16 protein-coding genes are annotated in these 26153 nt (G+C 72.5%); 5 read left to right on the top strand and 11 right to left on the bottom strand.

Translation table 11 applies throughout. The features are described 5' to 3' along the window. Window positions 1–167: 167 nt before the first annotated feature. Complete coding sequence (locus IE252_RS26010) at window positions 168–734, bottom strand: DJ-1/PfpI family protein (protein WP_101388562.1); 567 nt, start codon at window positions 732–734, stop codon at window positions 168–170. Between the two features lie 491 nt (window positions 735–1225). On the opposite strand from IE252_RS26010, the gene IE252_RS26005 reads away from it, so the two are divergent. Continuing rightward, window positions 1226–6196, top strand: a complete 4971-nt coding sequence (locus tag IE252_RS26005; protein WP_190091880.1) for an NAD-glutamate dehydrogenase — start codon at window positions 1226–1228, stop codon at window positions 6194–6196. A gap of 82 nt (window positions 6197–6278) precedes the next feature. Here IE252_RS26005 and IE252_RS26000 read toward each other — a convergent pair whose 3' ends face one another. The 5 genes from IE252_RS26000 to IE252_RS25980 all read right to left on the bottom strand — a co-directional run bounded on the left by IE252_RS26000 (window position 6279) and on the right by IE252_RS25980 (window position 12389). Beyond that, the gene (locus IE252_RS26000; protein WP_268248426.1) at window positions 6279–8147 is read right to left on the bottom strand and encodes a serine/threonine-protein kinase; all 1869 of its coding nucleotides are present in this window, start codon (window positions 8145–8147) and stop codon (window positions 6279–6281) included. 80 nt (window positions 8148–8227) lie between these two features. After that, on the bottom strand, window positions 8228–9265 hold the full coding sequence (locus tag IE252_RS25995) for a serine/threonine-protein kinase (protein ID WP_229848793.1): 1038 nt from the start codon (window positions 9263–9265) through the stop codon (window positions 8228–8230). 67 nt (window positions 9266–9332) lie between these two features. Further along, window positions 9333–10589 carry a glycosyltransferase 87 family protein gene (locus tag IE252_RS25990; protein WP_190091878.1) on the bottom strand — a complete coding sequence of 419 codons (1257 nt, stop codon included), beginning with the start codon at window positions 10587–10589 and terminating at the stop codon, window positions 9333–9335. Between the two features lie 59 nt (window positions 10590–10648). Next, window positions 10649–11455, bottom strand: coding sequence for an ABC transporter ATP-binding protein (locus IE252_RS25985; protein WP_229848792.1), 807 nt, complete (start codon window positions 11453–11455; stop codon window positions 10649–10651). Continuing rightward, complete coding sequence (locus IE252_RS25980; RefSeq protein ID WP_373298614.1) at window positions 11448–12389, bottom strand: ABC transporter permease; 942 nt, start codon at window positions 12387–12389, stop codon at window positions 11448–11450. The genes IE252_RS25985 and IE252_RS25980 overlap by 8 nt, the downstream gene beginning before the upstream one ends. Before the next feature lie 186 nt (window positions 12390–12575). Between IE252_RS25980 and IE252_RS25975 the strand changes: the two genes are divergently transcribed. Continuing rightward, complete coding sequence (locus tag IE252_RS25975) at window positions 12576–13202, top strand: TetR/AcrR family transcriptional regulator (protein ID WP_190091877.1); 627 nt, start codon at window positions 12576–12578, stop codon at window positions 13200–13202. 88 nt (window positions 13203–13290) lie between these two features. On the opposite strand, the gene IE252_RS25970 is transcribed toward IE252_RS25975, so the two are convergent. Then, window positions 13291–14871, bottom strand: coding sequence for a hypothetical protein (locus tag IE252_RS25970; protein WP_373298613.1), 1581 nt, complete (start codon window positions 14869–14871; stop codon window positions 13291–13293). A gap of 58 nt (window positions 14872–14929) precedes the next feature. Then, the gene (locus IE252_RS25965) at window positions 14930–18490 is read right to left on the bottom strand and encodes a bifunctional glycosyltransferase/CDP-glycerol:glycerophosphate glycerophosphotransferase (protein WP_229848791.1); all 3561 of its coding nucleotides are present in this window, start codon (window positions 18488–18490) and stop codon (window positions 14930–14932) included. 378 nt (window positions 18491–18868) lie between these two features. On the opposite strand from IE252_RS25965, the gene IE252_RS25960 reads away from it, so the two are divergent. The 3 genes from IE252_RS25960 to rfbC all read left to right on the top strand — a co-directional run bounded on the left by IE252_RS25960 (window position 18869) and on the right by rfbC (window position 23124). Continuing rightward, window positions 18869–20077: a CDP-glycerol glycerophosphotransferase family protein gene (locus IE252_RS25960; protein WP_190091916.1), complete on the top strand. Its 1209-nt coding sequence runs from the start codon at window positions 18869–18871 to the stop codon at window positions 20075–20077. An 81-nt stretch (window positions 20078–20158) separates the two neighbouring features. After that, window positions 20159–22522 carry a glycosyltransferase family 2 protein gene (locus tag IE252_RS25955; RefSeq protein ID WP_190091876.1) on the top strand — a complete coding sequence of 788 codons (2364 nt, stop codon included), beginning with the start codon at window positions 20159–20161 and terminating at the stop codon, window positions 22520–22522. After that, window positions 22510–23124 carry a dTDP-4-dehydrorhamnose 3,5-epimerase gene (gene rfbC / locus IE252_RS25950; protein WP_190091875.1) on the top strand — a complete coding sequence of 205 codons (615 nt, stop codon included), beginning with the start codon at window positions 22510–22512 and terminating at the stop codon, window positions 23122–23124. The genes IE252_RS25955 and rfbC overlap by 13 nt, the downstream gene beginning before the upstream one ends. A 68-nt stretch (window positions 23125–23192) precedes the next feature. On the opposite strand, the gene rfbD is transcribed toward rfbC, so the two are convergent. Genes rfbD through IE252_RS25935 form a run of 3 tightly spaced genes read right to left on the bottom strand, consistent with a single transcriptional unit; the run spans window position 23193 to window position 26121 of the window. Then, window positions 23193–24077, bottom strand: a complete 885-nt coding sequence (gene rfbD, locus IE252_RS25945) for a dTDP-4-dehydrorhamnose reductase (RefSeq protein ID WP_190091874.1) — start codon at window positions 24075–24077, stop codon at window positions 23193–23195. After that, the gene (rfbB, locus tag IE252_RS25940) at window positions 24074–25057 is read right to left on the bottom strand and encodes a dTDP-glucose 4,6-dehydratase (protein ID WP_190091873.1); all 984 of its coding nucleotides are present in this window, start codon (window positions 25055–25057) and stop codon (window positions 24074–24076) included. Before rfbB ends, rfbD begins: the two co-directional genes overlap by 4 nt. Beyond that, window positions 25054–26121, bottom strand: a complete 1068-nt coding sequence (locus tag IE252_RS25935; RefSeq protein ID WP_190091872.1) for a glucose-1-phosphate thymidylyltransferase — start codon at window positions 26119–26121, stop codon at window positions 25054–25056. Before IE252_RS25935 ends, rfbB begins: the two co-directional genes overlap by 4 nt. Window positions 26122–26153 lie beyond the last annotated feature (32 nt).

Genomic DNA, 26153 nt, shown 5'->3' with positions numbered 1-26153 from the left:
CGGCCTCGTACGGACGTGGCGGGGTCCGCGGGCACCGCAGGGCACCGGATGGTGCGGGACGCCCGGAGACGCCCCGCACGCGGCGCTGAGGGCCGCCTGACGGCGAGCCCGGCCTCCCGGGCCGCCCAGAGGGGCACCCAGGTGTGCCCGGAGAGGCCGCGCCCCGGTTACGTCACCGGCGCCTTCGCCCGCAGCACGGTCAGGAACTCCCGCATCCACGTGGAGTGGTCCGGCCAGGCGCGGGCGGAGACCAGGGTGCCGTCGACGACCGTTTCCGCGTCGCGGAAGCTGGCGCCGGCGGCCTGCATGTCGAGTTCGAGGGCGGGGTACGCGGTGACCCGGCGGCCGCTGAGGCCGCCGATCGCGGCGGTCAGGAGGGGACCGTGACAGATCTGGGCGACCGGCTTGTCCGTGTCGAAGAAGGCTTTGAGGATCTTGCGCAGCTCGGGGTCGTTGCGCAGGTATTCGGGCGCCCGGCCGCCCGGGATCACCAGCGCGGCGTACTGGCCGGGATCGACTTCCGAGAAGGCCAGGTCGGCCGGCCAGGTGTAGCCCGGCTTCTCGGTGTACGTGTCGAAGCCCGGCTCGAAGTCGTGGACCACGAACTGGAGCTTCTTGCGGGCGGGGGCGGCGATGTGGACGTCGTAGCCCTCCTCGCGCAGCCGCTGGTAGGGGTAGAGGACCTCCAGCGACTCCGCCGCGTCGCCGGTCACGATCAGGATCTTGGCTGCCATCGGTGCTCCCGGAGTCGACCGTGCGTGCCTGGCTCGTACAGGGTGCGCGGGGCTCTTCGCCCCGCCGTTCCCAGGGGTGTGCGCGGTGCCGCTCGGCGCACCGCGCGTACGGGGCAAACGTGCCCCGGCCCGGCCGGTTTGCCAAGAGGGCACACGGACGGCGCGCGTCGCTGTCCAGACTGTCAAACTTCGGGCCCCGCTTTTGTACACATACGGCTCATGACGGTTCGGGGGGGCGGGGCGATAGCCTTGACCCGTGATCAGCGCGATATCCCGCAGGGGCACTGACGCCCCTGCCCTGCGCCCGGAGTGCCACAGTGCCCGGGCCCTCGCTGATTCCCGTATCCCGGGCCCTTCGCCGAAAATGGCCAATAACGACCCGGGCATCTCTCATCGCGGCATAACGTCGACTCCGACCGGACACCCCGCGTCGTGGCGTTGCGCCGCTTCTACCTACGTCACGCAACGGCGCGCGACAGGAGCCAGAGGACATGCAGACCAAGCTGGACGAAGCCAAGGCCGAGCTGCTCGCACGGGCCGCCCGGGTAGCTGAGAACAGCCCGGTGGGGGGCCCCGGCGGTCTGGGGGGCGCCCCCCAGGACCGGGCAGCCACTACCGGGACCGCGGGGGAGGAAGGTCCTGGCGGGGACGCCGTCCTCGGGTACCTCCAGCGCTACTACCTGCACACCGCTCCCGAGGACCTCACGGACCGCGACCCGGTCGACGTCTTCGGCGCCGCCCTGTCGCACTACAGGCTGGCCGAAAACCGCCCCCAGGGCACGGCGAGCGTGCGGGTGCACACCCCGACCGTCGAGGAGAACGGCTGGACGTGCAGCCACTCGGTCGTCGAGGTCGTCACCGACGACATGCCCTTCCTCGTGGACTCCGTCACCAACGAGCTCTCCCGCCAGGGCCGCGGCATCCACGTAGTGATCCACCCGCAGGTCGTGGTCCGCCGCGACCTCACCGGCAAGCTCATCGAGGTCCTGGACACCGGCGCCCAGACCGGCGGCCTGCCGCACGACGCGCTCACCGAGTCCTGGATCCACGTCGAGATCGACCGCGAGACCGACCGCGCCGACCTGAAGCAGATCACCGCCGACCTGCTGCGGGTGCTGTCCGACGTACGGGAAGCCGTCGAGGACTGGGAGAAGATGCGCGACTCCGCGCTGCGCATCGCCGACGAGCTGCCCAAGGAGCCCAAGGCGGGCGACCTGAACGACGAGGAGGTGGACGAGGCCCGGGAGCTGCTGCGCTGGCTCTCCGACGACCACTTCACCTTCCTCGGCTACCGCGAGTACGAGCTGCGCGAGGACGACTCGCTGGCGGCCGTGCCCGGCACCGGCCTCGGCATCCTGCGCTCCGACCCGCAGCACGGCGGCGACGACAGCCACCCGGTCAGCCCGTCCTTCGAGCGGCTGCCCGCCGACGCGCGCGCCAAGGCCCGCGAGCACAAGCTCCTGGTGCTCACCAAGGCCAACAGCCGGGCCACCGTGCACCGGCCCTCCTACCTCGACTACGTCGGGGTGAAGAAGTTCGACGAGAACGGCAACGTGGTCGGCGAGCGCCGCTTCCTCGGCCTGTTCTCCTCGGCCGCGTACACCGAGTCGGTCCGCCGCGTCCCGGTCGTGCGCCGCAAGGTCGACGAGGTGCTGCGCGGCGCCGGGTTCTCGCCCAACAGCCACGACGGCCGCGACCTGCTCCAGATCCTGGAGACCTACCCGCGCGACGAGCTGTTCCAGACCCCGGCCGACCAGCTGCGGTCCATCGTCACCTCGGTGCTCTACCTCCAGGAGCGCCGCCGCCTGCGCCTCTACCTGCGCCAGGACGAGTACGGGCGCTACTACTCGGCGCTGATCTACCTGCCCCGCGACCGCTACACCACGGGCGTGCGGCTGCGGCTCATCGACATCCTCAAGGAGGAGCTCGGCGGCACCAGCGTCGACTTCACCGCCTGGAACACCGAGTCGATCCTGTCCCGGCTCCACTTCGTGGTGCGGGTGCCCGCCGGCACCGAGCTGCCCGACCTCACCGACGCCGACACCGAGCGCATCGAGGCCCGCCTGGTGGAGGCCGCCCGCTCCTGGGCCGACGGCTTCTCCGACGCGCTGAACGCCGAGTGCGGCGAGGAGCGCGCCGCCGAGCTGCTGCGCCGCTACGGCCACGCCTTCCCCGAGGGCTACAAGGCCGACCACTCGCCGCGCGCCGCCGTGGCCGACCTGGTCCACCTGGAGCAGCTCACCCACGGCCGCAAGGACTTCGCGCTCTCGCTGTACGAGCCGGTCAACGCGGCGCCCGGCGAGCGCCGGTTCAAGATCTACCGCATCGGCGAGCAGGTCTCGCTCTCGGCCGTGCTGCCGGTCCTCCAGCGCCTGGGCGTCGAGGTCACCGACGAGCGCCCCTACGAGCTGCGCTGCGCCGACCGCACGCACGCGTGGATCTACGACTTCGGCCTGCGCCTGCCGAAGAAGCTCAACGGCAACGGCGACTACCTCGCGGACGACGCCCGCGAGCGCTTCCAGGAGGCCTTCGCCGCCACCTGGACCGGCGCCGCCGAGAACGACGGCTTCAACTCGCTGGTGCTGCGCGCCGGGCTCAACTGGCGCCAGGCGATGGTGCTGCGCGCCTACGCCAAGTACCTGCGCCAGGCCGGTTCGACCTTCAGCCAGGACTACATGGAGGACACCCTCCGCGACAACGTCCACACCACCCGGCTGCTGGTCTCGCTCTTCGAGGCGCGGATGTCGCCGGGCCGCCAGAGCGCGGGCACCGAGCTCATCGACGGACTGCTCGAAGAGCTGGACGGCGCGCTCGACCAGGTCGCCTCGCTCGACGAGGACCGCATCCTGCGCTCCTTCCTCACCGTCATCAAGGCGACGCTGCGGACGAACTACTTCCAGAAGAACGCCGAGGGCAACCCCCACGCGTACGTCTCGATGAAGTTCGACCCGCAGGCCATCCCGGACCTGCCGGCGCCCCGCCCGGCGTTCGAGATCTGGGTGTACTCGCCGCGCGTCGAGGGCGTGCACCTGCGCTTCGGCAAGGTCGCGCGCGGTGGTCTGCGCTGGTCCGACCGCCGCGAGGACTTCCGTACGGAGATCCTCGGCCTGGTCAAGGCGCAGATGGTGAAGAACACCGTCATCGTGCCGGTCGGCGCCAAGGGCGGCTTCGTCGCCAAGCAGCTCCCAGACCCGTCCGTGGACCGCGACGCGTGGCTGGCCGAGGGCATCGCCTCGTACAAGACGTTCATCTCGGCGCTGCTCGACATCACCGACAACCTGGTGGCGGGCGAGGTCGTGCCGCCGTCCGACGTGGTGCGCCACGACGAGGACGACACCTACCTGGTGGTCGCCGCCGACAAGGGCACCGCGACCTTCTCGGACATCGCCAACGACGTGGCGATCAGCTACGACTTCTGGCTCGGCGACGCGTTCGCCTCCGGCGGCTCCGCCGGATACGACCACAAGGGCATGGGCATCACCGCGCGCGGTGCCTGGGAGTCCGTCAAGCGGCACTTCCGCGAGCTCGGCCACGACAGCCAGACCCAGGACTTCACGGTCGTGGGCGTCGGCGACATGTCCGGTGACGTGTTCGGCAACGGCATGCTGCTCTCCGAGCACATCCGCCTGGTCGCCGCATTCGACCACCGCCACATCTTCATCGACCCGTCTCCGGACGCGGCGGTCTCGTACGCAGAGCGCCGCCGGCTGTTCGACCTGCCCCGCAGCTCCTGGGCGGACTACAACAAGGAGCTGCTGTCCGCGGGCGGCGGCATCCACCCGCGTACCGCCAAGTCGATCCCGGTCAACGCGCAGATGCGCGCGGCCCTCGGCATCGAGCAGGGCATCACCAAGCTGACGCCCGCCGAGCTGATGCAGGCGATCCTCAAGGCGCCGGTGGACCTGCTGTGGAACGGCGGCATCGGTACGTACGTGAAGTCGTCCGCCGAGTCCAACGCGGACGTCGGCGACAAGGCCAACGACGCGATCCGCGTCAACGGCGAGGACCTGCGGGTCAAGGTCGTCGGCGAGGGCGGCAACCTGGGTCTGACCCAGCTCGGCCGGATCGAGTTCGACCGCAACGGCGGCAAGGTCAACACCGACGCGATCGACAACAGCGCGGGCGTGGACACCTCCGACCACGAGGTGAACATCAAGATCCTGCTCAACGGCCTGGTCGCGGACGGCGACATGACCGTCAAGCAGCGCAACAAGATCCTCGCCCAGATGACCGACGAGGTCGGCAAGCTGGTGCTGCGCAACAACTACGCGCAGAACACGGCCCTGGCCAACGCGGTCGCGCAGTCGCCGTCGCTGCTCCACGCCCACCAGCGGTTCATGCGCCGCCTCGGGCGCGACGGCCACCTGGACCGCGGCCTGGAGTTCCTGCCGACCGACCGCCAGATCCGCGAGCTGCTCAACAACGGGCGCGGGCTGAGCCAGCCCGAGCTCGCCGTCCTGCTCGCGTACACCAAGATCACGGTGGCCGACGAGCTGGTCCACACGGACCTGCCGGACGACCCGTACCTGCAGAAGCTGCTCCACGCGTACTTCCCGAAGCAGCTGCGCGAGAAGTTCCCCGAGGCCATCGACGGGCACGCGCTGCGCCGCGAGATCGTCACCACGGTCCTGGTCAACGACACGGTCAACACCGGTGGTTCGACCTTCCTGCACCGCCTGCGGGAGGAGACCGGCGCGTCCATGGAGGAGATCGTCCGGGCGCAGACCGCGGCCCGCGAGATCTTCGGTCTGAACGCGGTGTGGGACGCGGTGGAGGCGCTCGACAACAAGGTCGACGCCGACGTCCAGACCCGCATCCGGCTCCACTCGCGCCGTCTCGTCGAGCGCGGCACGCGCTGGCTGCTCAACAACCGGCCGCAGCCGCTCCAGATCGCCGAGACCATCGCGGACTTCGGCGAGGGCGTCGAGAAGGTCTGGGGCGAGCTGGCGAACATGCTCAAGGGCGCGGACCTGGAGTGGTACCAGTCGATCCTGGACGAGCTCACCGCGGCCGGCGTGCCGGACGAGCTCGCGCGCCGGGTCGCCGGGTTCTCCTCCGCGTTCCCGTCGCTCGACGTCGTGGCGATCTCGGGCCGCACCGGCAAGGACCCGCTGGCCGTCGCCGAGGTGTACTACGACCTCGCGGACCGGCTGCGGATCACCCAGCTGATGGACCGGATCATCGAGCTCCCGCGGGCCGACCGCTGGCAGTCGATGGCCCGCGCCTCCATCCGCGAGGACCTGTACGCGGCGCACGCGGGTCTCACCCAGGACGTGCTCTCGGTCGGCAACGGAACGTCGTCGCCCGAGCAGCGGTTCAAGGCGTGGGAGGAGAAGAACGCGGCGATCCTCGGCCGTGCGCGCACGACGCTGGAGGAGATCCAGGGCTCGGACGCGTTCGACCTGGCGAACCTGTCGGTGGCGATGCGGACCATGCGGACGCTGCTGCGTACGCACAGCTGAGTCGCGCTGAAGGGCTGAAGGGCTGAAGAAGGGGGGCACCCACCGCGAGGTGGGTGCCCCCCTTCTTTCTGCCCTGGCGCGCTTAGCGCGTCGCCTTCCAGAGCGTTACCGTGCCCTCGAACGCTGGGATGTCCTTGTCCGTGGACGGGGTCACCTTGGTGATCTTCCACATGGCCAGATTGCCCTTGGTGGTGACCGAGCACATGGTGTCGCCCGCCTTGATCAGATGGTCGTCGTTGAGCATCTGGGCCGTGGCCGACTTGGGCAGCGGGTTCTGCAGCGCGCCCTCGCGGCACAGCTCCGGCGTGGTGCCGTTCGCCTTGCCGAGCGCCTGCTTGAAGTCCAGCCGGTCGTCACGCGCCTCGAACTCGGTGTTGTCGTAGGCGAGCTTGCCGGTCGGGTCCACCGCCGGGACGTCGAAGTCGATCTGCGTGGTGGAGAGCGACTCCGGCGTCCGCACGGTGATCGGCTTGTCCTGGAAGACCACCGTGTACGTGACGTTGGCGGGCAGCGCCGTGTCGTCGCTCGCGCCCGCCGAGGGCGTCGAGTCCGCCGACGGGGACTCCTTCGGCGGGTTCTTCGCGGCGGGCGACTGCGTCGTACCGCCCTTGGCCTCGGCGTCGTCGTCCTTCTTGCCCTTGGTGAACCAGACCGCCGCGGCCGCGCCCGCACCGACCGCCACGACCAGGGCGGCCGCCATGAGGACGGTACGGATCCGGCGCTTCGGCTTCTTCTGCGACGTGCTCGGCGCCGGGGCGGGCGCCTGGGCGTGGGCCTGGGGGTGGGTGACGGCGGGCTGCGGGGCCGTGCCGTAGCCAGCGCTGCCGTACCCCGTGTCGTACGGGGACGGGGCGCCGTACGCCGCCGTGCCGTACCCGGGAACGGCGCCGGTCTGCGGGGCGGGCGTCGGCTGGGCGGTCGGGGGCACTGTCGGCGGGGCCTGGGGAGCCTGCGGAGCCGACTGCGGCGGGGCCGGGGGCATCGCCGGGGCCGCCGTGGGCGGCAGCGGGGGCTGGGCCGGGGTGGGCTTCGGCGGCGCCGCGGCCGCCTGCTCGCTGCGGGCGATCTCCGCCGCCACCGCGTCCGGCAGCCAGCCGGTGAAGTCCCGCAGACCGCGCCCCGACGCCTGCTCGCAGAGCGGGGCGAGGTCGGCCGGGGTGATGCGCTGCGCCGGGTCGGCGGCCAGTGTGCACTCCAGGAGCGGGCGCAGCTCGGCCGGGTAGCCGCTCAGGTCCGGCGGGCGGTGCGCGGAGTTGGCGATCTGCGCGGCCACGGTGATGGCGCCGCCGTCGCCGTACGGATGGCGGCCGGTGGCCGCGACGGCCGCGATCAGTCCGAGCGAGAACACGTCGGTGGCGGGCGTGAGCTGCTCGCCCAGCGCGTGCTCCGGCGACATGTACTGCGGCGTGCCGATCATTCCGCCGCTCGCGGTGAGCTGGGTGGCGTCGGCGGCGCGCGCGATGCCGAAGTCGATCACGTACGGGCCGCCGGAGCCGAGCAGCACGTTGCTGGGCTTGAGGTCGCGGTGGATCACCCCGGCGGCGTGCACGGCGGTCAGCGCCTGCGCCGCGCAGCCGACGAGCTGGAAGACGGCGGCCAGCGGCAGCGGGCCGAACGAGGTCAGCGCGTCGTGCAGGGAGAGGCCCGGCACGTACTGCGTGGCGAGCCAGGGCTGGGCGCCGCTGGTGTCGTGGTCCACCACGGGCACGATGTGGTAGCCCTGCACGCGGCGGGCGGCCTGCACCTCCTGCTCGAAGCGGCGGCGGAAGTCGGCGTCCTGCCCGTACTCCCGGCGGATCACCTTGAGTGCGACCGGCTGTCCGCCGCGGGTGTGCGAGAGGTAGACCGTGCCCATGCCGCCCTCGCCGATACGGGCGAGGAGCTGGTAACCGGCGGTCTCGCGCGGGTCCTCGGGCCCGAGTGGACTGAGTGTGTCGCCGGATCTGCTGATGGTTCCTCCCCCGATCGTGGCACCCGACGTGCCGTCAACTCCTGCGGGCGCAGAGCCTACGCGGGCGGCGGTCGCGGGTACTACTCAGCTCCTGAACGCCTGGTCCCGCGCACTCGGCGGATGAACTCGGCCGCGTCGGGATCACGGACCGTCAGCGGCGCGGTCGGGGGCATCGCCGGGACCGTCGGGGCGTCCGGCAGGGCCATCCGCAGCCGGGCCGCCGCCTCCCTGGTGGCGATCGCGGCCAGATGCGGCGCGGGCAGCCAGCCGGCGAAGTCGAGCGGGCCCCGGCCGGAAAGCCGACGGCACAGCGCGGCCAACTCGGCTGCGGCGGGCCGCTCTTCGGGCCGGGCGGCCAGACAGAGCCGCAGCACCTCGCGCAGCGGTTCGGGGTACGGCGTGAGGTCCGGCGGCTCGCGGTCGGTTCCCGCGATGCGCGCGGCGACCGCCAGGGCGCTGCCCTTCCCGTACGGATGCCGCCCGGTGGCGGCGAGACCGGCGAGCAGCCCGAGCGCGAAGACGTCGGCGGCCGGGGTGAGTTCACGTCCGAGGGCATGCTCGGGCGACATGTACTTCGGGGTGCCCACCAGCCGTCCGGTGGTGGTGAGCCGGACCGCCCCGGCGGCCTTGGCTATGCCGAAGTCGAGCAGCCAGGGGCCGTCGGCGGCGAGCAGCAGGTTGCCGGGCTTCACATCGCGGTGGATCACCCCGGCGTGGTGCACGGAGTCCAGCGCGCGGGCCGCGCAGGCCAACAGGTGCAGCACGGCGCCGGGCGGCAGCGGTCCGTGCGCCTCCAGGGCGTCGTCGAGCGGGATGCCCGGGATGTAGCGGGTGGCGAGCCAAGGGCGGGGGCCCTGCGCCGAGTGGTCCAGGACGGGGGCGACATGGGCGCCGTACACCCGCTGGGCGGCCTCGACCTCGCGCGCGAAGCGGCGGCGGAACTCCTCGTTCTCCGCGTACTCCCTGCGGATCAGTTTCAGTGCCACGGGCTGGTTGCCCCGGGTGCGGGAGAGGTAGGCCGTGCCCATGCCGCCCTCGCCGATGCGGGCTTCGAGGACATAGCCGGAGATCTGGCGCGGGTCGTCCGCGCGCAGCGGCGCGAAATGTGTGTCGGACACCTCGATCCCCCTTCCCCCAGGGCCTCTTGCGGCACTGCCGAGGCCTTCCTGCCGATCGGGAACGAGACTATCGCGGCCCACTGACAACGGGCCGCGCGACCGTCGCCGTCCACAGGCGGCGGCAGGAGAGCAAAGCGGCGCCGAGCAGCAGTGCGTTGCGCAGGACCATCAGCGAGGTGCCGACCGCGGTCCCGGCCATGACCTGGTCGTACAGGGTCGGGAAGGCGAGGGCGCTGAGGGCCGCGGCGGGCAGCGTCAGCAGGGCGACGGGCCGCTGGCTGGTCTGCCGGGAGGTCAGGCACACGGCGGCGAGGCCGAGCAGCCAGACCAGGTACTGCGGGCTGATCACCCGGCTGGTCACGGTGAACAGCAGGACCGCGCAGAGCGCCGCGTCCGCCGGGGTGGCCGCCGTCCACCGGCACGCCCTGACCCGCCACAGCAGCAGCCAGCAGAACGCGGCCGCGGTCAGGGCGAGCGCCAGCCGCGCCACACTGGACACGTACGGGCCGGTGAACTCCATGGCCCCGTACCGGTAGACGACCCGGCCGGGCCAGTGCGCGAAGAGGTGCGCGAGCTGGAGGGCGGTGCCGCCGAGGGACTCGATCTGGACGCCCCGGTTCCCCTGTTGGCGCAGGAAGTCGAGGGTGTGGCTGAAGCCGAGGGCGAGGACGGCGAGCAGGGTGGCGGCCGCGCCGAGCGCCGACATCCACGACGCGCGCGTGGTGCGACCGCGCGGGGTGCCGAGCAGGGTCAGGGCGGGCCAGACCTTGACGAGGGCGCCGAGGCCCGCGAGCGCCCCGCCGAGCCGCGGTCTGCGCCGTACGCAGAGCAGGGCGGCCACGGCAGGGGCGGTGACCAGGACGTCGTAGCGGCCGTACGGGAGGTGCAGCAGCAGCGGCAGGCCGCCCACCCACAGCCAGGCGCCCGCCGGGCTGCCGCCCGCCCGGGCCCCGGCCCGTACCAGCGCGAAGGCGATCAGCGCGTCGGCGGCCAGGGTCAGCGCGACGAACGCCTGGAAGAAGGTCAGGAACGGCAGCAGCGAGGGGGCGAGGATCACCGCGCCCGCGCCCGGCGGGTACTGCCAGGTGGAGTCGCCGTAGGGGAAGTGACCGGCTGTCAGCTGTTCGTACCACTGGCGGTACAGGACGTACACCTCGCCGGTCACTCCGCCGACGCCGATCGAGTCGTCGATCAGGAGGTAGAGCATCAACGCGCGCGTGGCGAGCCAGGTGGCGGCGACGGCGGCGTACCGGGTGCGGCGGCCGGCGGCGCCCGGGTCGGGGGCGGCGGACGGGGCGGGGATGCGCAGCTGCTGGGTCGTCATCGACCAGCAGTTTAGACCGGTTTGAGGTGTTTATTCGTACTGGTTTTGCGGGGTTGGCCCTATTTCTTCTTGGTGTATTCCTCGTACGCGGCGACGACTTCCTCGGCCGGGCCGTCCATCCGCAGGATCCCCGACTCCAGCCAGATGGCCCGGTCGCAGGTCTGCTTGATGGTGCCGTTGCTGTGGCTGACCAGGAAGACCGTGCCCGCCTCGGCGCGCAGCTCCTCGATCCGCTCCTGGCTGCGCCGCTGGAAGCGGGCGTCGCCGGTGGAGAGCGCCTCGTCGATGAGGAGCACGTCGTGGGACTTGGCGGCGGCGATGGAGAACCGCAGCCGGGCGCCCATGCCGGAGGAGTACGTCCGCATCGGGAGCGAGATGAAGTCGCCCTTCTCGTTGATCCCGGAGAACTCGACGATGTCGTCGTAGCGGTCCCGGACCTCCTCGCGGGACATGCCCATGGCGAGCCCGCCCAGGGTGACGTTGCGCTCGCCGGTGAGGTCGTTCATCAGTGCCGCGTTGACGCCGAGCAGGGAGGGCTGGCCCTGGGTGAAGATCCGCCCCTTGGCGGTCGGGAGCAGCCCCGCGACGGCCTTCAGGAGGGTGGACTTGCCCGAGCCGTTGGAGCCGATCAGGCCGATCGCCTCACCCTTGCGGGCGACGAAGCTGACGCCCTTGACGGCGTGCACCTCGCGGATGCCCGGGGTGGCCTTGCGGGAGGCGATCCGGCTGAGCGCGGAGGTCGCGCTGCCCCTGCCCTTGGTGGAGCCGCCGTTGACCTTGTAGACGACGTGGACGTCGTCGGCGATCACGGTGGGGGCGCCGGTCTTCGTAGAGGTGGTGATCACGGTGGGAGTGCTGTCAGCCACGGCCGTACTTCTCCTCTGCCTTCCAGAAGTAGATGAACCCGGCGACCAGGGCGAGGACCGCCCAGCCGCCCGCGACCGCCCAGACGTGCGGCGGGAGCTGCTTCGCCTTGAAGCTGTGGATCAGCGCGAAGCGCATCAGGTCGATGTAGACGGCGGCCGGGTTGTACTGGAGGACCTTCACCAGGCCGTGCGGCAGCGAGCTGCGGGTCATCAGCTGCGGCAGGCTCCACATGACGCCCGAGACGTACATCCAGGTGCGCAGCACGAACGGCATCAGCTGCGAGACGTCCGGGGTCTTGCTGGCGACCCGGGCCATCGCGAGCGACAGACCGGTGTTGAACATGGCCTGCAGGACCAGCGCGGGAACGGCGATCAGCCAGGACACCGCCGGGTAGACGCCGACGGCGACCAGGATCATCGCGAGCGCGGCGATGGAGAAGAGCAGCTGCTGGAGCTGCTGGAGCGCGAGCGCGATGGGCAGGGACGCGCGCGGGAAGTGCAGGGCGCGCACCAGGCCCATGTTGCCGGTGATCGCGCGCGTGCCCGACATGATCGAGTTGGCGGTGAAGGTCCAGATGAAGACGCCGGTGACCAGGAACGGGATGTAGTCCGGGACGCCCTGCTTGGTGCCCATCAGGACGCCGAAGATGAAGTAGTAGACCGTCGCGTTGAGCAGCGGGGTCATCAGCTGCCAGATCTGGCCCAGCTTCGCCTCGCTGTACTGCGCGGTGAGCTTGGCGGTGGCGAACGCCGAGATGAAGTGGCGGCGCTCCCAGAGCTGCTGGACGTACTCCTTCAGGGACGGCCGGGCGCCGCTGACGGTCAGGCCGTACTTGGCGGCCAGTTCGGCGGCGTCCAGGCCCTGGTCGGGGTCGACGGGCCGGGTGTCCTGCGCGGGGGCCGGCGGGGCCGGCGGTGCTGCGGTCTGGCTCACAACGATCGCTTTCGACGTGGCTTCGCGGGCGGTCGGTCTTGGCGGGGACGCGGTGTTCGGGGCCGGGAAGTGGCCGGGCGGTGAACCCGGGGTTACGACGGGACGGGACCGTATCGTCGTAACGGTGAGGGTAGGACGTGATGACGTCGCAACGCAACCGTCTCGTCGTATCGCTATGCTCAAGACATGACCAACTCGGACGCCCCGGCCCCCGCCGAACCCCAGCGCCGCGCCCCGGCCGGCGCCGCCGTGCTGCGCTCGGACGTGACCGAGGCCATCCGCAAGGCCGTGTTCGAGGAGCTGGCGGCGGTCGGCTTCGCCCGGATGTCGATCGAGGGCATCGCGCGCCGCGCCGGAGTGGGCAAGACGGCCGTCTACCGGCGCTGGAAGTCCAAGCTGAGCCTGGTCCTCGACCTGGTGTCCGCCTTCGCCGCACAGGGCCTTCCGGTGCCCCACACGGGCTCGCTGTACGGGGACATCCGGGCGCTGCTCGCGGTGGCCTCGCTCGCCCTGCGCCACCCGGTCGCCTCCCAGGTGATCCCGGACCTGCTCGTCGAGTCCGTCCGCCACCCGGAGATCGCCGACGCCATCAAGAAGGCGCTGCTCGACGGCCAGAAGGGCGTCGCTGCGGTCGTCGTGCGCGAGGCGGTGGAGCGCGGCGAGCTCTCCGAGGGCGCCGACCCGGACCGGGCGCTCGACCTGATCGTCGGCCCGCTGTACTGGCGGCTCGTGGTGGTCCGGGGCGACCTGCCGAAGGGGTACCTGGACGATCTGGCCACGTCGGCGGTGGCGGCCCTGAAGGCGACGGGCTGATTGACGGGGCCGGGCGTTCACTACGTACTACGTACGTAGGGGCGCGCGCGTTCTCGGCGTACGGAGGGTCGCCCCAGGCCCCCGCCCGTCACCCCGTCCCGTACTCGACCCTCGCCAGCACCTCGCCGCTGTGCGGGCTGAACGCGACCACCACGGCCTCCTCGGGGAGGCGCTCCTCGGGGGTGAGCAGCAGCCAGTGGACGCCGTAGCGGCGGGCGATGGCCGCGCGCGCGTGGCGGGGCGTCGACGGGGACAGATAGCGCTTCACGGCCGCCTTGCGGCGCAGCCGTTCGGGCTCCGCGAGCGCCGGGTCGGGCCAGACCGGGGCCACCAGGAAGGGCCCGTACCCGGGCAGTGAACGCACTACGTAGTAGTCGTCCGCCAGGACCGTCTCGCCGGGCGGGATGTGCTGGGCGGCCCAGCCGTACGTGTCCCAGTGCGGCGGGCGCTCGACGCCCCGCACGCCCAGGCTCGGCGCCACCGCCCCGGCCTGGGCCGAGACGAACCCCAGGCACGCCCCGGCGGCCGCGAGCGGGGCCAGCGCGCGGCGGGCCGTGGACCAGGGGCGCGGCCGGGCCAGCTCGACGGCGAGCGCGACCTGCGCGGGGACCGGGGCGACCGCGAGGAGCCGACCGTACGTGTAGTGGCCGCTGGCCCAGCCGTACAGGACGACCAGCCAGAACAGCAGCGTCATCAGGGCCAGCGGATCGCGTCGGTCGCGGCGCAGCCGCAGCAGCAGGGCGGGCCCGCCGAGCAGGGCCGCCAGCCAGTAACGGCCGGTCAGATCTTCATACAGGGCCCTGTGCATGGAATCGATGCCGGTGTCGCCGACGAGGGTGAAGATGTCGCAGTACGGCCAGGTCACCGTCACCGCCAGCGCGCCCGCCCCCGCCAGCGCCCAGTGGACGGCCGCCGCGCGGCTCCACGCCCCCTTCCGCGCGACGGCGAGCCCGGCCGTGCCGAGCACCGCGCCGATCGCGGTGATCGGGTGGACGAGGACGACCACGCCGGTGAGTACGCCGAGCGCGGCGTACTCCAACGGGGCCGCACGCCACCGGGGCGTACGGGAAGAACGTTCCGTCAGACGGCCCGTCAGGGCCCAGATGTGAAAGGTGAGTCCGATGGCGAACGTGCTCGGATAGGACAGCGTGCCGGTCATCGACAGCAGGCCGAGGAACCCGCTCCACCATGTCACGGCGGTGCCCCACAGCACCGCCGAGAAGACCAGCGCGAACACCGGCGCCCACGCGCGCGTGGAGAACAGCCGGGTGAAACGGCCGAGTCCGGTGATCAGCACCAGCAGGTTGACCGGTCCGAACAGCCGCACCACCAGGCGGCCGGGCAACTCGGTGAGCTGGGCGAACAGGCCCTGGACCACCGAGTACGGCGAGTAGTACGGGCTGCCCGCGCCCGGCAGGTCGGCCATCGGATGGGCGGGATTGAGCAGATCGGCCTTGAGCCGTTCCACCACGGCGGCGTGCGTGCCGAGGTCGCAGCACATCGGCACCCGCCAGGCCGCCGCCGATATCACCAGCCAGAACACCCCGCCGAGCACGAAGTACGGCGTGACGCGCCAGGCGGGGCCCGGGGGCGGCGCGTCGGCGGGGCGGACGGCCGCGCGCCGGGGCGCCGGGAGCCGGGCGGGGCCGGTGGGGGGAAACGTGCGCACAGGTCATCGGTTCCGTGGGGGTCCGCATCTGTCCCGGCATCCCGCGTCGATCACCCGATCAGCAGCCCGTCAGCCGGTCGACGACGCGGGCCGCCGCCCGGCCGTCGTCGAGGTCGCAGAACGCGGTGCGGAAGGCGGCGTACGCGCCCGCGTGGGCCGAGGCGGCCGACTCCGGTTCCCGCAGCGCCTCCGCCACGGCGCCGGTGTCCGCCAGCAGCGGGCCGGGGGCCAGCGCCTCGAAGTCGGCGTAGAAGCCGCGCGCGGTGTCGCGGTAGTGGGCGAGGTCGTACGTGTGGAAGAGCATCGGGCGGCCGGTGTGGGCGAAACCGCAGATCAGCCCGGAGTAGTCGGTGACCAGGACGTCGGCGGCCAGCAGCAGCCCGGACGTCGTGGGGTGCGCCGAGACGTCGCGGCCGCCGCGCGGGGCTCCCGCTACGCGCGCGTGGCGCCGCACCAGGAGCAGGTGGTCCTCCCCGAGCTTGCGCTCCAGCTCGACGAGGTCGAGCCCGGCCGGGTCGAGCCGGTGGAGGCCGGGGTGGCGGGGGCCGAGGGGGAGGTGGGTGCGGTAGGTGGGCGCGTGGAGCACCACGCGCGCGTCGGGGCCCGCGCCGAGGGCGGCGCGCACCTGGGCGCGGACGCGGTCCCGGTCGGGGGCGAGGAGCGGGTCGTTGGCCGGGTTGCCCGCCTCCAGCACCTCGCCTTCGTACGCGAGCGCCCGGCGCAGCACCGGTGTGGCCCACCGGCTCGGCGACACCAGGAGCGACCACTGGTGGGCCAGGCGCGGCAGTGCCTCGATGCGGCGGTGGTCGGCGTGCGAGGTGCCGGTCAGATCGGTGCCGATGCGGCCGAGCGGGGTGCCGTGCCAGGTCTGCACGACGGTCTGCCCGGGCCGCCGCTCGAACCACTCGGGCAGCTGGTCGTCGGTGACGATGTGCCGGGCGGTCGCCAGCGCCTCGTACCAGCCACGGCTGTACGGCTCGACGGGCTCGGCGCCGGGCGGGGCCGCGCGCCACCGCTCGCCGGTGACCCACAGCGGGGTCAACCCGCTGTCCCGGCTAACCAGTTCGGCCAGCACCGCGCGCGGGGAGTCGCCGCCCGCGAACAGGACCGTGTCGCTCAGCGGGCCGTGGCGGCGGTGGTCCGGGTAGTACGCGGTCCGCAGCCCGCGCTGCCGGTACGCCCCGCGCTCGGCCTCGGCGAGGGGGGACCCGGCGACGAGCTCCAGCCGGTCGCCGTGGCGGCGGCCCGCGGTGAACCGGCGCCCGGCGAGGGTGTGATGGCGGGGGAGGTCGGCTCCGGCCGACGTCAGCAGGCGTACCGGAACATCACCCAGAAGTGTGGACCAGCGGCCCTCGGTCAGGGAGCCCGTCACCTCCGCAGGCACGGTGGCCCGGAAGCGCACGCCGTCCCTGGTGACCGGCACGGTGACCTCCTCGCGCAGGACGATGTGGCGAAGCACCAGGCGGGCGCCGGTTTCGTTGGCCTCCGCGCCCCAGGTCCCCGCCACGGTCAGGCTGCCGTCGACGGCCCAGGCGACCGTGTCCACGAGCGGCCGCCGGGTGAGCTCGACCACCAGGTTCCCGGCCGAGTCCGCGCGCAGGCACAGCCGGTCGAGGCCGGGCCCGGGCGCCAGGTCCAACACGGCCGGGACCGCGCCGAGACTGCCGTCGGGGTACCGGAACCGGACCTCCCAGCGGTCCGTGTCCGGGGGTTCCACGCCCCGGGGCGCGGTGTGGGGGGCGGGCGGCACGTCGGTGAGCGCGGCGAGCGGCATCCGCACGGCGAACCGGTCCCCCTGCTCCCGCACGGGGAGGCTGAACTCCGTGCCGGAGGGCGGGTGGTGCAGGACGAGGTGGGTGGGGTGCGGGGCGGGGGTGTGGAGGCGGCCCAGGAGCTCGATGGTGACGGGGGCGGGGGGCGCGCCCGCCCTCGCGCGCCCGCCCGTCCCCGCGCATCCACCTGTTCCCGCGCCCCTACGTGCTCCCGCGCCCCCGTCCGTTCCCGCGCGCCCCGTGATGCCCTCGTCCGCCTCGGCCCCGTGCGTCTCCGCCTCGTCCGCCGCGACGACCCGATGTGCCTCCACCCGCGCCCCGTACCGCCGCACCGACAGCACCAGTCGGCCCTCCCGGTACGCCGCCACCAGCCGTTTCGCGTCGGTCAGTTCGCACACCCGGGGCTGGTCCTCGGAGCGGCCGAGGGGGCGGAGGGCGGCCCGGCGGAGCGTGCCGCCGCGAGCGCCGGTTCCGGCGAGGACCACGCCCACCGTCCACTCGCCCTCGCCGAGGCGGGCCGGGTCGAGGGTCGTCTCGAAGCCCGAGCGGTCGTAGTCGTGGAGCTCCTGGGCGGCGTTGTCAGTGGCGAGTGGCAGGCTGATGGTGCGGGTCGGGAAACGGCGCAGTCGGCGGGTGCCGTGCTCCTGGGCCAGCGCGAGCACCAGCCTGCCCGGACCGGCGTTGCGTACGTACGCGAAGCCGGTCAGGCGCAGGGTTCCGTCCGGCTGCCGCTCCACCGCCGACAGCCGGGCCACCACCGATAGTTCACCGCGTCGCACCCGGGCGGCGCGGCCCGTCACCGCTCCGACTCCCGGGTACGAGACGCGGCCGCCCCGCACCGCGTAGGTACCCACCCCGTTGGCCTGCTCGAAGGCCAGCAGCTCGACCAGCTCCGCGAGCCGGTCCTCCCGCACCAGCTGCCACTTGACCCGCAGGTCGGGCGGCAGGTCACGGGTGGCGTCCGTGCCCGCGCGCTCCAGGAACGCCCGGGCGCCGGTCATGAACGCCGCCCGGTAGGCGGGCCCGCCCATCGGCAGGCCCTCCAGGAAGTAGACGAAGTCGTCCCGCAGACAGGAGGTGTCGTAGTGCCGCCGCTGATCCGGCCTGGCCCCGGCCAGGAACCCGCTGACGTCCTCGCACGCGGCGATCCGGTCGCGTACACCCCGGACGTCGGTGCGCAGCCGGGTGATCGAGCCCTCGCGCACCCGCCAGTAGTAGACGTGCTCGTGGAGGACGTCCACGGCGTCGGCGAGGTAGTGCGCCGGGATCACCACCGGGGCGTCTTCGTACAACCTGCCCACGGGATAGGTGAATCCGTGGCGGTCCCAGAACGAGCGGCGGAAGACCTTGTTCCAGGCGACGCGGTCGGTGTGGAGGCGGGGGTCGCGGGTGATGTGGGTGCCGATCCGGTCGGCGGTGAGCCAGCGGTACTGCCAGGCCTGGCGCCGTCCGCCCGGGTCCAGGCGCCACACGTTGCCGGAGGCGAAGTCGGAGCCGGAGGCGTCGAGGGAGGCGGTGAGGCGGGCGTAGGCGTGGGGTGCCAGGACGTCGTCGCTGTCGGCGAAGGCGAGGTATTCGGTGCCGGGGGTGGTGTGGGCGATGCCCGTGTTGCGGGCTGCGCTCAGGCCGGCGTTGGGCTGTCGTACGTAACGGAAGCGGGGGTCTTGGCGGGTGAACTCTTTGGCGATGCGGGGGCTGTCGTCCGTGGAACCGTCATCGATCAGGACGATGTCGAGGGCGGTCATCGTCTGGGTGGCCAGGGAGGTGAGGCATTCCTCCAGGTAGGGGGCGACGTTGTGGATGGGGACGACGATGCTGAGCCTTGGGGGTGCGTGGGGGTGTGGCACGTGCGGTGCCGGCGCTTCCGGGGGAATTTGGTGTGGTGGGTTCACGCCCGGTCAACACGGGGGTTCTGTACGGGTTACCGAGGGGGGCCCGATCGGGTGACGGTCGTGTGGGGGCGGCGCGCGGCCTGAGGCGGGCGGGGTGCGGGCCGGGCGTGGTGCGAAGGTGCCCGGGGACGGGGTGCCGTGTGCCCACCCTCCCCCAAGCTCTTAAGGAGCAGGGGGACCCCCAGCCCTTAGCGGCACGATTGCCCACAGCGGCGGGGGAGAGGGCGCGCGTGCCCCACAGCGGCGGCGGGAGGGGGGAGCGGCGCGTCGGCCCGCAGTGGCAGCGCGGGAGCGGCACGCTTGCCCACGCGGCGGCGGCAGGAAGGCGGAAGCATGGGTCGGGATTTGGGGCCGCGGGTCAAGACGCGCATTCGGGCCCGTGTCCTCCGCCTCCTCTATCGCGTCCACCTTCGTCGCCCCCTCGACCCCGACCTCGTCGTCCACGGGGCTTACTGGAATCGGGGCGTCGCCTGTAATCCCGCTGCCATTCACGCCAAGGCGTTGGAGGTCGTGCCTCGGTTGCGGCATGTGTGGGTGGTGGGGAGTCGGCATGCCGAGCGAGTGCCGGGCGGCGTGGAGTATGTCGTCGCCGGGTCGCGGGCGTACTGGCGGGTCATGGCGACCGCCACGTACCTCGTCAACAACTCCAGCTTCCCGGGCGGGTTCCGCAAGCGTGCCGGGCAGGTCTATCTGCAGACCCATCACGGGACCCCGCTCAAGTCCATGGGGCTGGACCAGCGTCGTTATCCGGACTCCGCCCGTGGCATGGACTTCGAGAAGGTTCTCGCGCACGTTCGCCAGTGGGACTTCAGCCTCGCCGCCAACCCCCACGCGGCCGAGGTCTGGGGGCGGGTCTACCCGGGCGGCTCGTACGAGCATCTGCCTCTCGGGCAGCCGCGTAACGACCGGTACTTCAACGCCACTTCGGACGACATCGCCGCCATCCGCGCCACCCTCGGTATCGCGCCCGGCAGTCGCGTCCTCCTCTATGCCCCGACCCACCGGGACGGCGGGGCCAGCCGGTTCTCCCCGCCGCTCGACCTCGCGCGGTTCGTTCGCGAGATCGGTGAGGAAGAGGATTACGTCCTGCTTGTTCGGGCCCACTACTTCCACGGGATCTCCGCGGGGCTCGCCGCAGCCCACCCCCGCGTCGTCGACGTCACCGCGCACCCCCGCGTCGAGGACCTCTGCCTCGCCTCGGACGTGTTGATCACCGACTATTCGTCGCTGCTCTTCGACTACGCCTGCCTCGATCGCCCGATCGTCGTGCACGCCCCGGACTGGGAGGAGTACAGAGCCACCCGTGGCACGTACTTCGATCTGCTCTCGGGGCGTCCCGGCGACACCCCGGGTGCCGTCTCCACCAGCGACGACGAGCTGATCGGGCTGTTCCGGGACGGCGGCTGGGAGTCGGAGGCGAGCGGGAAGCTGCGGGCGGCGTTCCGGGCGCGGTTCTGCCCGTACGACGACGGGCACGCGGCGGAACGGGTCGTGCGCCGCCTCTTCCTGAACGAGGGACCGTCACCCGGATGGACGGGCTGAGGTGACCGCCCCCGCGTTCGGGGGTTGAGCACGCGTGGGGGCGGGACGCGCCCCCGTCCGCCGCAGGAAGGTGCTCCCCGTATGACGCCCCTGACGTCCCCGACACCCCGCCTCAGCGTCGTCGTCCCCGTCCACAACGTCGAGGAGCATCTGGACGCGTGTCTGGAGTCATTGGCCCGGCAGAGCCTCAAGGACCTGGACGTCGTCCTCGTCGACGACGGCTCCACCGACGACAGCCCCCGTATCGCCCGTGAGTTCGCCGCGCGGGACGACCGGTTCAGGGTGGTCGGCAGGGAGAACGGCGGCCTCGGCGCGGCCCGCAACACCGGCGTCGAGCACACCGCGCCCGGGACCGAGTACCTCGCCTTCGTCGACAGCGACGACGTACTGCCCTCGCGCGCCTTCGAGTTGCTGACCGGCGCGCTCGACAAGTCCGGCTCCGACTTCGCGTCCGGCAACGTCCTGCGGCTGACCGGCGGCGGCCGCCTCCAGCAGCACCCGCTCTTCACCAAGCCGATGCGCTCCACCCGCCCCGCCACCCACGTCACCAAGGACTGGTCGCTGCTCCTGGACCGGATCGCCTGCAACAAGGTGTTCCGGCGGACCTTCTGGGACGCGCACTCCTTCGCCTTCCCCGAAGGGGTGCTGTACGAGGACATTCCCGTCGTCCTGCCCGCGCACTTCGCCGCCCGCTCGGTCGACGTCCTCCAGGACGCCGTCTACTACTGGCGCTTCAGGGACAGTTCGATCACCAACAGGCGGGCGGTCGTGCGCGGCGTGGCGGACCGTACGGCGGTGGTGCTCGGCGTCAGCCGGGGGCTCGCGGGGACGCCCGAGCACAAGAAACGTTACGACGAGTCGGTGCTGTGCGAGGACCTCTGGTACTTCATGCAGGTCCTGCCGGAGGGCGACGCGGCCTACCGGGAGGCGTTTCTCGAGCACGCGGGGGAGTTCGCCGCGCAGGTGGACCCCGAGGTGCTCGCCGGGCTGCCGCTGCACCACCGGGTGAAGTGGCACCTGGCCCGCGAGCGGCGCCTAGAAGAGCTGGTCGGCCTGCTGGAGTTCGAGCGCCGCAACCCCCGTACGCACCGGGTGCGCGGCCTGCGCCGGCGCACCGCCGAGTATCCGCCGCTCACCGCGCCCCTCCCGCGCGAGGTCCGCGCCCTCGCTCCCGGCGACCTGCCCCTTGAGGCCCGGCTCACCGGCGCCGAGTGGCGCGACGGAACGCTCCGCCTCACCGGGTACGGCTACATCCGCAACCTCCCGGCCCGGGCCCGGCGGCACGCGCTGAAGGCCGCCTGGCTGCGCACCCCCGACCGGCGCGCCCTGCCGCTGCGGCTGAAGCGGGTCAACGACCCCGCCATCACGGCCCGTTCGGGCCAGCAGCTGCACGGCTACGACTGGGCGGGCTTCGAGCTCGCCGTCGACCCGGCCCGACTGCTCACCGAGTCCGCCACCACCACCTGGAAGCTGGTCCTCGGGGTGCTCGGCCACAGCGGCGTGCTCGGCCACGGGGTCGCGCGCCGGGGCGGGGTCGCGGACGGGGGCGCGCAACTGGAGGTGCACTACCTCGACGAGCACACCAGGATCGTCCCGGTCTTCGCGGGCGGCCGCCTCCAGCTGAACGCCGAGCGCGTCCAGACCTGGCTGACCGGCCACGACTGCCACGACGGCGTGCTCACGCTCACCGGCGAGACCCACAGCCGCGCGAGCGCGCTGCGGCTCGGCCACTGGCACTCGGAAGCGGCGATCCAGGTCCCCCTCGCGCGCGACGGCGAACGGTTCACCGCCGAGGTGCCCCTCGACGAGCTCGCCGCCGTACGCGGCCGGGGCCCGGTCAGGGCGCCGCACGGCGAGTCCCGGCCCGCCGACGCGTACAGCGTCCAGCTGGTCAAGCCGGATGGCAAACGGCTCCCCGTCGCCGCGCCCCCCGGTCTGCCACTCGGCCGCCACGCCGTCCCCGGGGGCCGCGAACTGGCCTTCACCGTGAGCGCCTGGGGCAACGCCGTCCTCACCGACCAGCTGCCCCACGCGTACACCGAGAGCGTGACCTGGACCGACAACTCGCTGGTCTTGCAAGGGCTTTACGGAGGCGGCCCGACCGTCCCGCTGCAGTTGCGCCGCACCGGGGCCGAGGAGGAAGAGGTCGAGCTGCCGGTCCGGTGTGCGGACGGCCGCTTCCGGGTCGAGTCGGCGTACGAGGCGCTGACGCTGATCGGGGAGGGGGAGTGGCAGGTGTCCCTGGGCGAGGCCCCCGTCCGCATCCCGGCCGCCGCCCGTCCGACCCTCCCCGCCCCGCGCACGATCGCCGGACGGGACGTCGGCGTGCGGCGCCAGGGCCAGGACCACCTGGTCCTCACCGTCTCCAAAGCAGCACCTGCCTCCCAAGCAACACCTGTTTCTGAGGCAGCGCCCACCAAGGGGGCCGATCCGTGCGGGAGTTGAGCATCGAGGGCGCCTGGGTCGTCGAGCCGCAGGTGTTCCTGGACAGCCGGGGCAGCTTTCACGAGTGGTTCAAGGGCGACCGGTTCGCGGCCGCCACCGGCCACGGACTCGGCCTCGCGCAGGCCAACTGCTCGGTGTCGGCGCGCGGCACCCTGCGCGGCGTCCACTTCGCGGACGTGCCGCCCGGCCAGGCGAAGTACGTCAAGTGCGTGCGCGGGGCGGTCCTGGACGTGGTGGTGGACCTGCGGACCGGATCGCCCACCTTCAAGCGCTGGGAGCAGGTGCTGCTCGACGACCGCGACCACCGGGCCGTCCACATCGCCGAGGGGCTCGGGCACGCGTTCCTGGCGCTCACGGAGGATGCGACGGTGGTCTACCTGTGCTCGGAGGGGTACGCGCCCGCCCGGGAGCACGGCATCCACCCCCTCGACCCCGATCTGGCCATCGAGTGGCCGACCCACCTCACGCCGCTGCTTTCGCCAAAGGATTCCAGTGCCATTTGCCTCGCGGAGGCGGAGGAGCGGGGGTTGTTGCCGTCGTACTCCGCCTGTACGGCCTGGTACGCGCGGCAGCGGGCCGCCTTGATTCCGGCTCAGCCGTGACGTTTCGTCCCGTGGGGGGCTGGTCGAGCCCACGCGGCGGAGCCGCACATGTCACGGCCCCGCGCCCCTTAAGCGCGCCCCTTCTCGGACGCGATCAACTCCGGCAGCGCCTCCGCCAGGGCCTCCTGCCAGCCCCTGATCGATTCAAGGCCCGCCTCTTGCCACCGGGCATGCCCCAGCACGCTGTACGCCGGTCTCGGCGCCGGTCGTGGGTAGGACGCGCTCGTCGTCGCCCGTACCCGTTCCGGGTCCGCGCCCAGGAGGCGGAACGTCTCGCGGGCCAGTTCGCACCAGGTGCCGTGGCCCGCGCTGGTGCCGTGCCAGTAGCCGGCGGGGGCGGTCCCGGCGAGGGCCGCCTCGCCGAGGTGGACCAGGCGGTCGGCCAGGTCGGCGGTCCAGGTGGGCTGGCCGCGCTGGTCGTCCACCACGTCCAGGTGCTCGCGCGCCGACTCCAGGCGGATCATGGTCCGTACGAAATTGGCGCCCCCCGCCCCGTACAGCCAGGCGGTCCGCACCACATGGCCGGTGCGCGGGAGCAGCGCGCGGACCGCCCGTTCGCCCGCCAGCTTGGTGCGGCCGTACGCGGTGCGCGGGCCCGGCGGGGCGTTCTCCGGGTACGGGGCGGTGGCGTCGCCCGCGAAGACGTAGTCGGTGGAGACGTGCAGCAGCACCGCCCCGGCGCGGGCGCAGGCGCGCGCCAGATGGGACGCGCCCCCGCCGTTGATCCGCAGCGCCTCGCCCTCACGGGTCTCGGCGTCGTCGACGGCCGTCCAGGCGGCGCAGTTGACGACGACGTCCGGGCGGGCGCCCGCCACCGTCGCGGCCACCGCCGCCGCGTCCGTCAGATCGAGCGCCGAGCGGTCGAGCCCGAGCGCGTCGCGGCCCGCGAGCCGGGCCATCACGTCCCGGCCGAGCATCCCGCCCGCGCCCGTGACCAGCCAACTCGCGCTCACAGGGCGGCCTTCCGGCGCAGCGGCTCCCACCAGTCGCGGTTCTCGCGGTACCAGGTGACGGTCTCCGCGAGGCCCTCGGTGAAGTCCTTACGCGGGGCGTAGCCCAGCTCGGCGCGGATCTTGGCGCAGTCGACCGAGTAGCGCCGGTCGTGGCCCTTGCGGTCCTCGACGTACACCACCTTGTCCCACGCGGCGCCGCACGCGTCGAGGAGCAGCCCGGTCAGCTCCTTGTTGGTGAGCTCGATGCCGCCGCCGACGTTGTAGACCTCGCCGGGGCGCCCGCCGGTGCGGATCAGCTCGATGGCCCGCACGTGGTCGTCGATGTGCAGCCAGTCGCGGACGTTGAGCCCGTCCCCGTACAGCGGCACGGTCCCGCCGTCCAGGAGCCGGGTGACGAACAGCGGGATCAGCTTCTCCGGGAACTGGTGGTGCCCGTAGTTGTTGGAGCAGCGCGTCACCCGTACGTCCAGGCCGTGGGTGCGGTGGTAGGAGAGCGCCACCAGGTCGGCGGAGGCCTTGGAGGCGGCGTACGGGGAGTTGGGCCGCAGCGGGTGCTCCTCCGGCCAGGAGCCCGAGTCGATCGATCCGTACACCTCGTCCGTGGAGATGTGGACGAACGGCCCGAGCCGGTGCCGCAGCGCCGCGTCCAGCAGGGTCTGGGTGCCGAGCACATTGGTTCGTACGAACTCGGCGGCGCCCAGGATCGAGCGGTCGACGTGCGACTCGGCGGCGAAGTGCACCACCTGGTCGTTCTCGCCCATCAGCTTGTCGACGAGCCGGGCGTCGCAGATGTCGCCCGGGACGAAGGCGAATCCGGGGTGGGCGCGCACCTCGTCGAGGCTGGCCGGGCAGCCCGCGTAGGTGAGCTTGTCGAGGACGGTCACCGCGACGTCGCCGGGACCCGAGGGGCCCAGCAGCGTACGGACGTAGTGCGAGCCGATGAACCCGGCGCCGCCGGTGACGAGGATGCGAAGGGTCATGCCGAGATCTGTACCTTGCTGTGGTCACCGAGGACGAGCCGGTGGGCGGCCGGAGTGGGCGGGGCCGGGGTGATCTCCACGTCACGGCCGATCAGGGACGCCTCGATGCGGCCGACGCCGTGCAGCGACGAGCCGCTGAGGACGATCGAGTACTCGATCTCGCTGTCGGTCACCCGGCAGTTCTCCGCGATCGAGGTGGACGGGCCGATGTAGGAGTTCTCCACGACCGTGCGCGGCCCGATGATCGCCGGGCCCACGATCCGCGAGCCGCGCACGGTGGCGCCCCGGCCGATCCGCACCCGCCCGATGATCTCCGTGGCGTCGTCGACCGAGCCCTCGTGCCCGGGGGTGAGCAGCTCCAGGACCGAGCGGTTGACCTCCAGCATGTCCTCGACGTTGCCGGTGTCCTTCCAGTAGCCGGAGATCACCGTCGAACTGACCTTCAGCCGCCGGTCGATCAGCCACTGGAGGGCGTGCGTGATCTCGAGCTCGCCGCGCGCCGAGGGGGTGATCGCGCGGACGGCCTCGTGCACGGCCGGGGTGAACAGGTAGACGCCGACGAGCGCCAGATCGCTCTTGGGGTGCGCGGGCTTCTCCTCCAGGCGCGCGACCCGCCCGTCCGCGTCCAGCTCCGCGACGCCGAAGGAGCGCGGGTCGGGCACCTTGGTCAGCAGGATCTGGGCGTCCGGGCGCGCGGCCCGGAACTCGTCGACGAGATCGGTGATCCCGCCGACCACGAAGTTGTCGCCCAGGTACATCACGAAGTCGTCCTCGCCGAGGAACTCGCGGGCGATCAGCACCGCGTGGGCCAGGCCCAGCGGCGCGTGCTGCGGGATGTAGGTGACGGTCAGGCCGAACCGCGAGCCGTCGCCCACGGCCGCCCTGATCTCCTCGGCCGTGTCCCCGACGATGATGCCGACGTCCGTGATCCCGGCGGCCGCGATCGACTCCAGGCCGTAGAACAGCACCGGTTTGTTGGCCACCGGCACCAGCTGTTTGGCCGAGGTGTGGGTGATCGGTCGCAGCCTGGTGCCGGCGCCGCCGGAGAGGACGAGTGCTTTCACGTGGGACCACCGGAGTCTGGGAGGCGAGGGAC

Source organism: Streptomyces melanogenes (assembly GCF_014649795.1).
Classification (GTDB): Bacteria; Actinomycetota; Actinomycetes; order Streptomycetales; family Streptomycetaceae; genus Streptomyces; species Streptomyces noboritoensis.
The sequence above is the reverse complement of the archived record's forward strand: the minus strand, read 5'-3'. Positions and strand labels throughout refer to the sequence as shown.

What these genes read in the sequence shown, in the direction of transcription:
- IE252_RS26010 (WP_101388562.1), bottom strand. Translation starts at nt 734, where the DNA reads ATGGCAGCCAAGATCCTGATCGTGACCGGCGACGCGGCGGAGTCGCTG.
- IE252_RS26005 (WP_190091880.1), top strand. Translation starts at nt 1,226, where the DNA reads ATGCAGACCAAGCTGGACGAAGCCAAGGCCGAGCTGCTCGCACGGGCC.
- IE252_RS25990 (WP_190091878.1), bottom strand. Translation starts at nt 10,589, where the DNA reads ATGACGACCCAGCAGCTGCGCATCCCCGCCCCGTCCGCCGCCCCCGAC.
- IE252_RS25975 (WP_190091877.1), top strand. Translation starts at nt 12,576, where the DNA reads ATGACCAACTCGGACGCCCCGGCCCCCGCCGAACCCCAGCGCCGCGCC.
- IE252_RS25960 (WP_190091916.1), top strand. Translation starts at nt 18,869, where the DNA reads ATGGGTCGGGATTTGGGGCCGCGGGTCAAGACGCGCATTCGGGCCCGT.
- IE252_RS25955 (WP_190091876.1), top strand. Translation starts at nt 20,159, where the DNA reads ATGACGCCCCTGACGTCCCCGACACCCCGCCTCAGCGTCGTCGTCCCC.
- rfbB (WP_190091873.1), bottom strand. Translation starts at nt 25,057, where the DNA reads ATGACCCTTCGCATCCTCGTCACCGGCGGCGCCGGGTTCATCGGCTCG.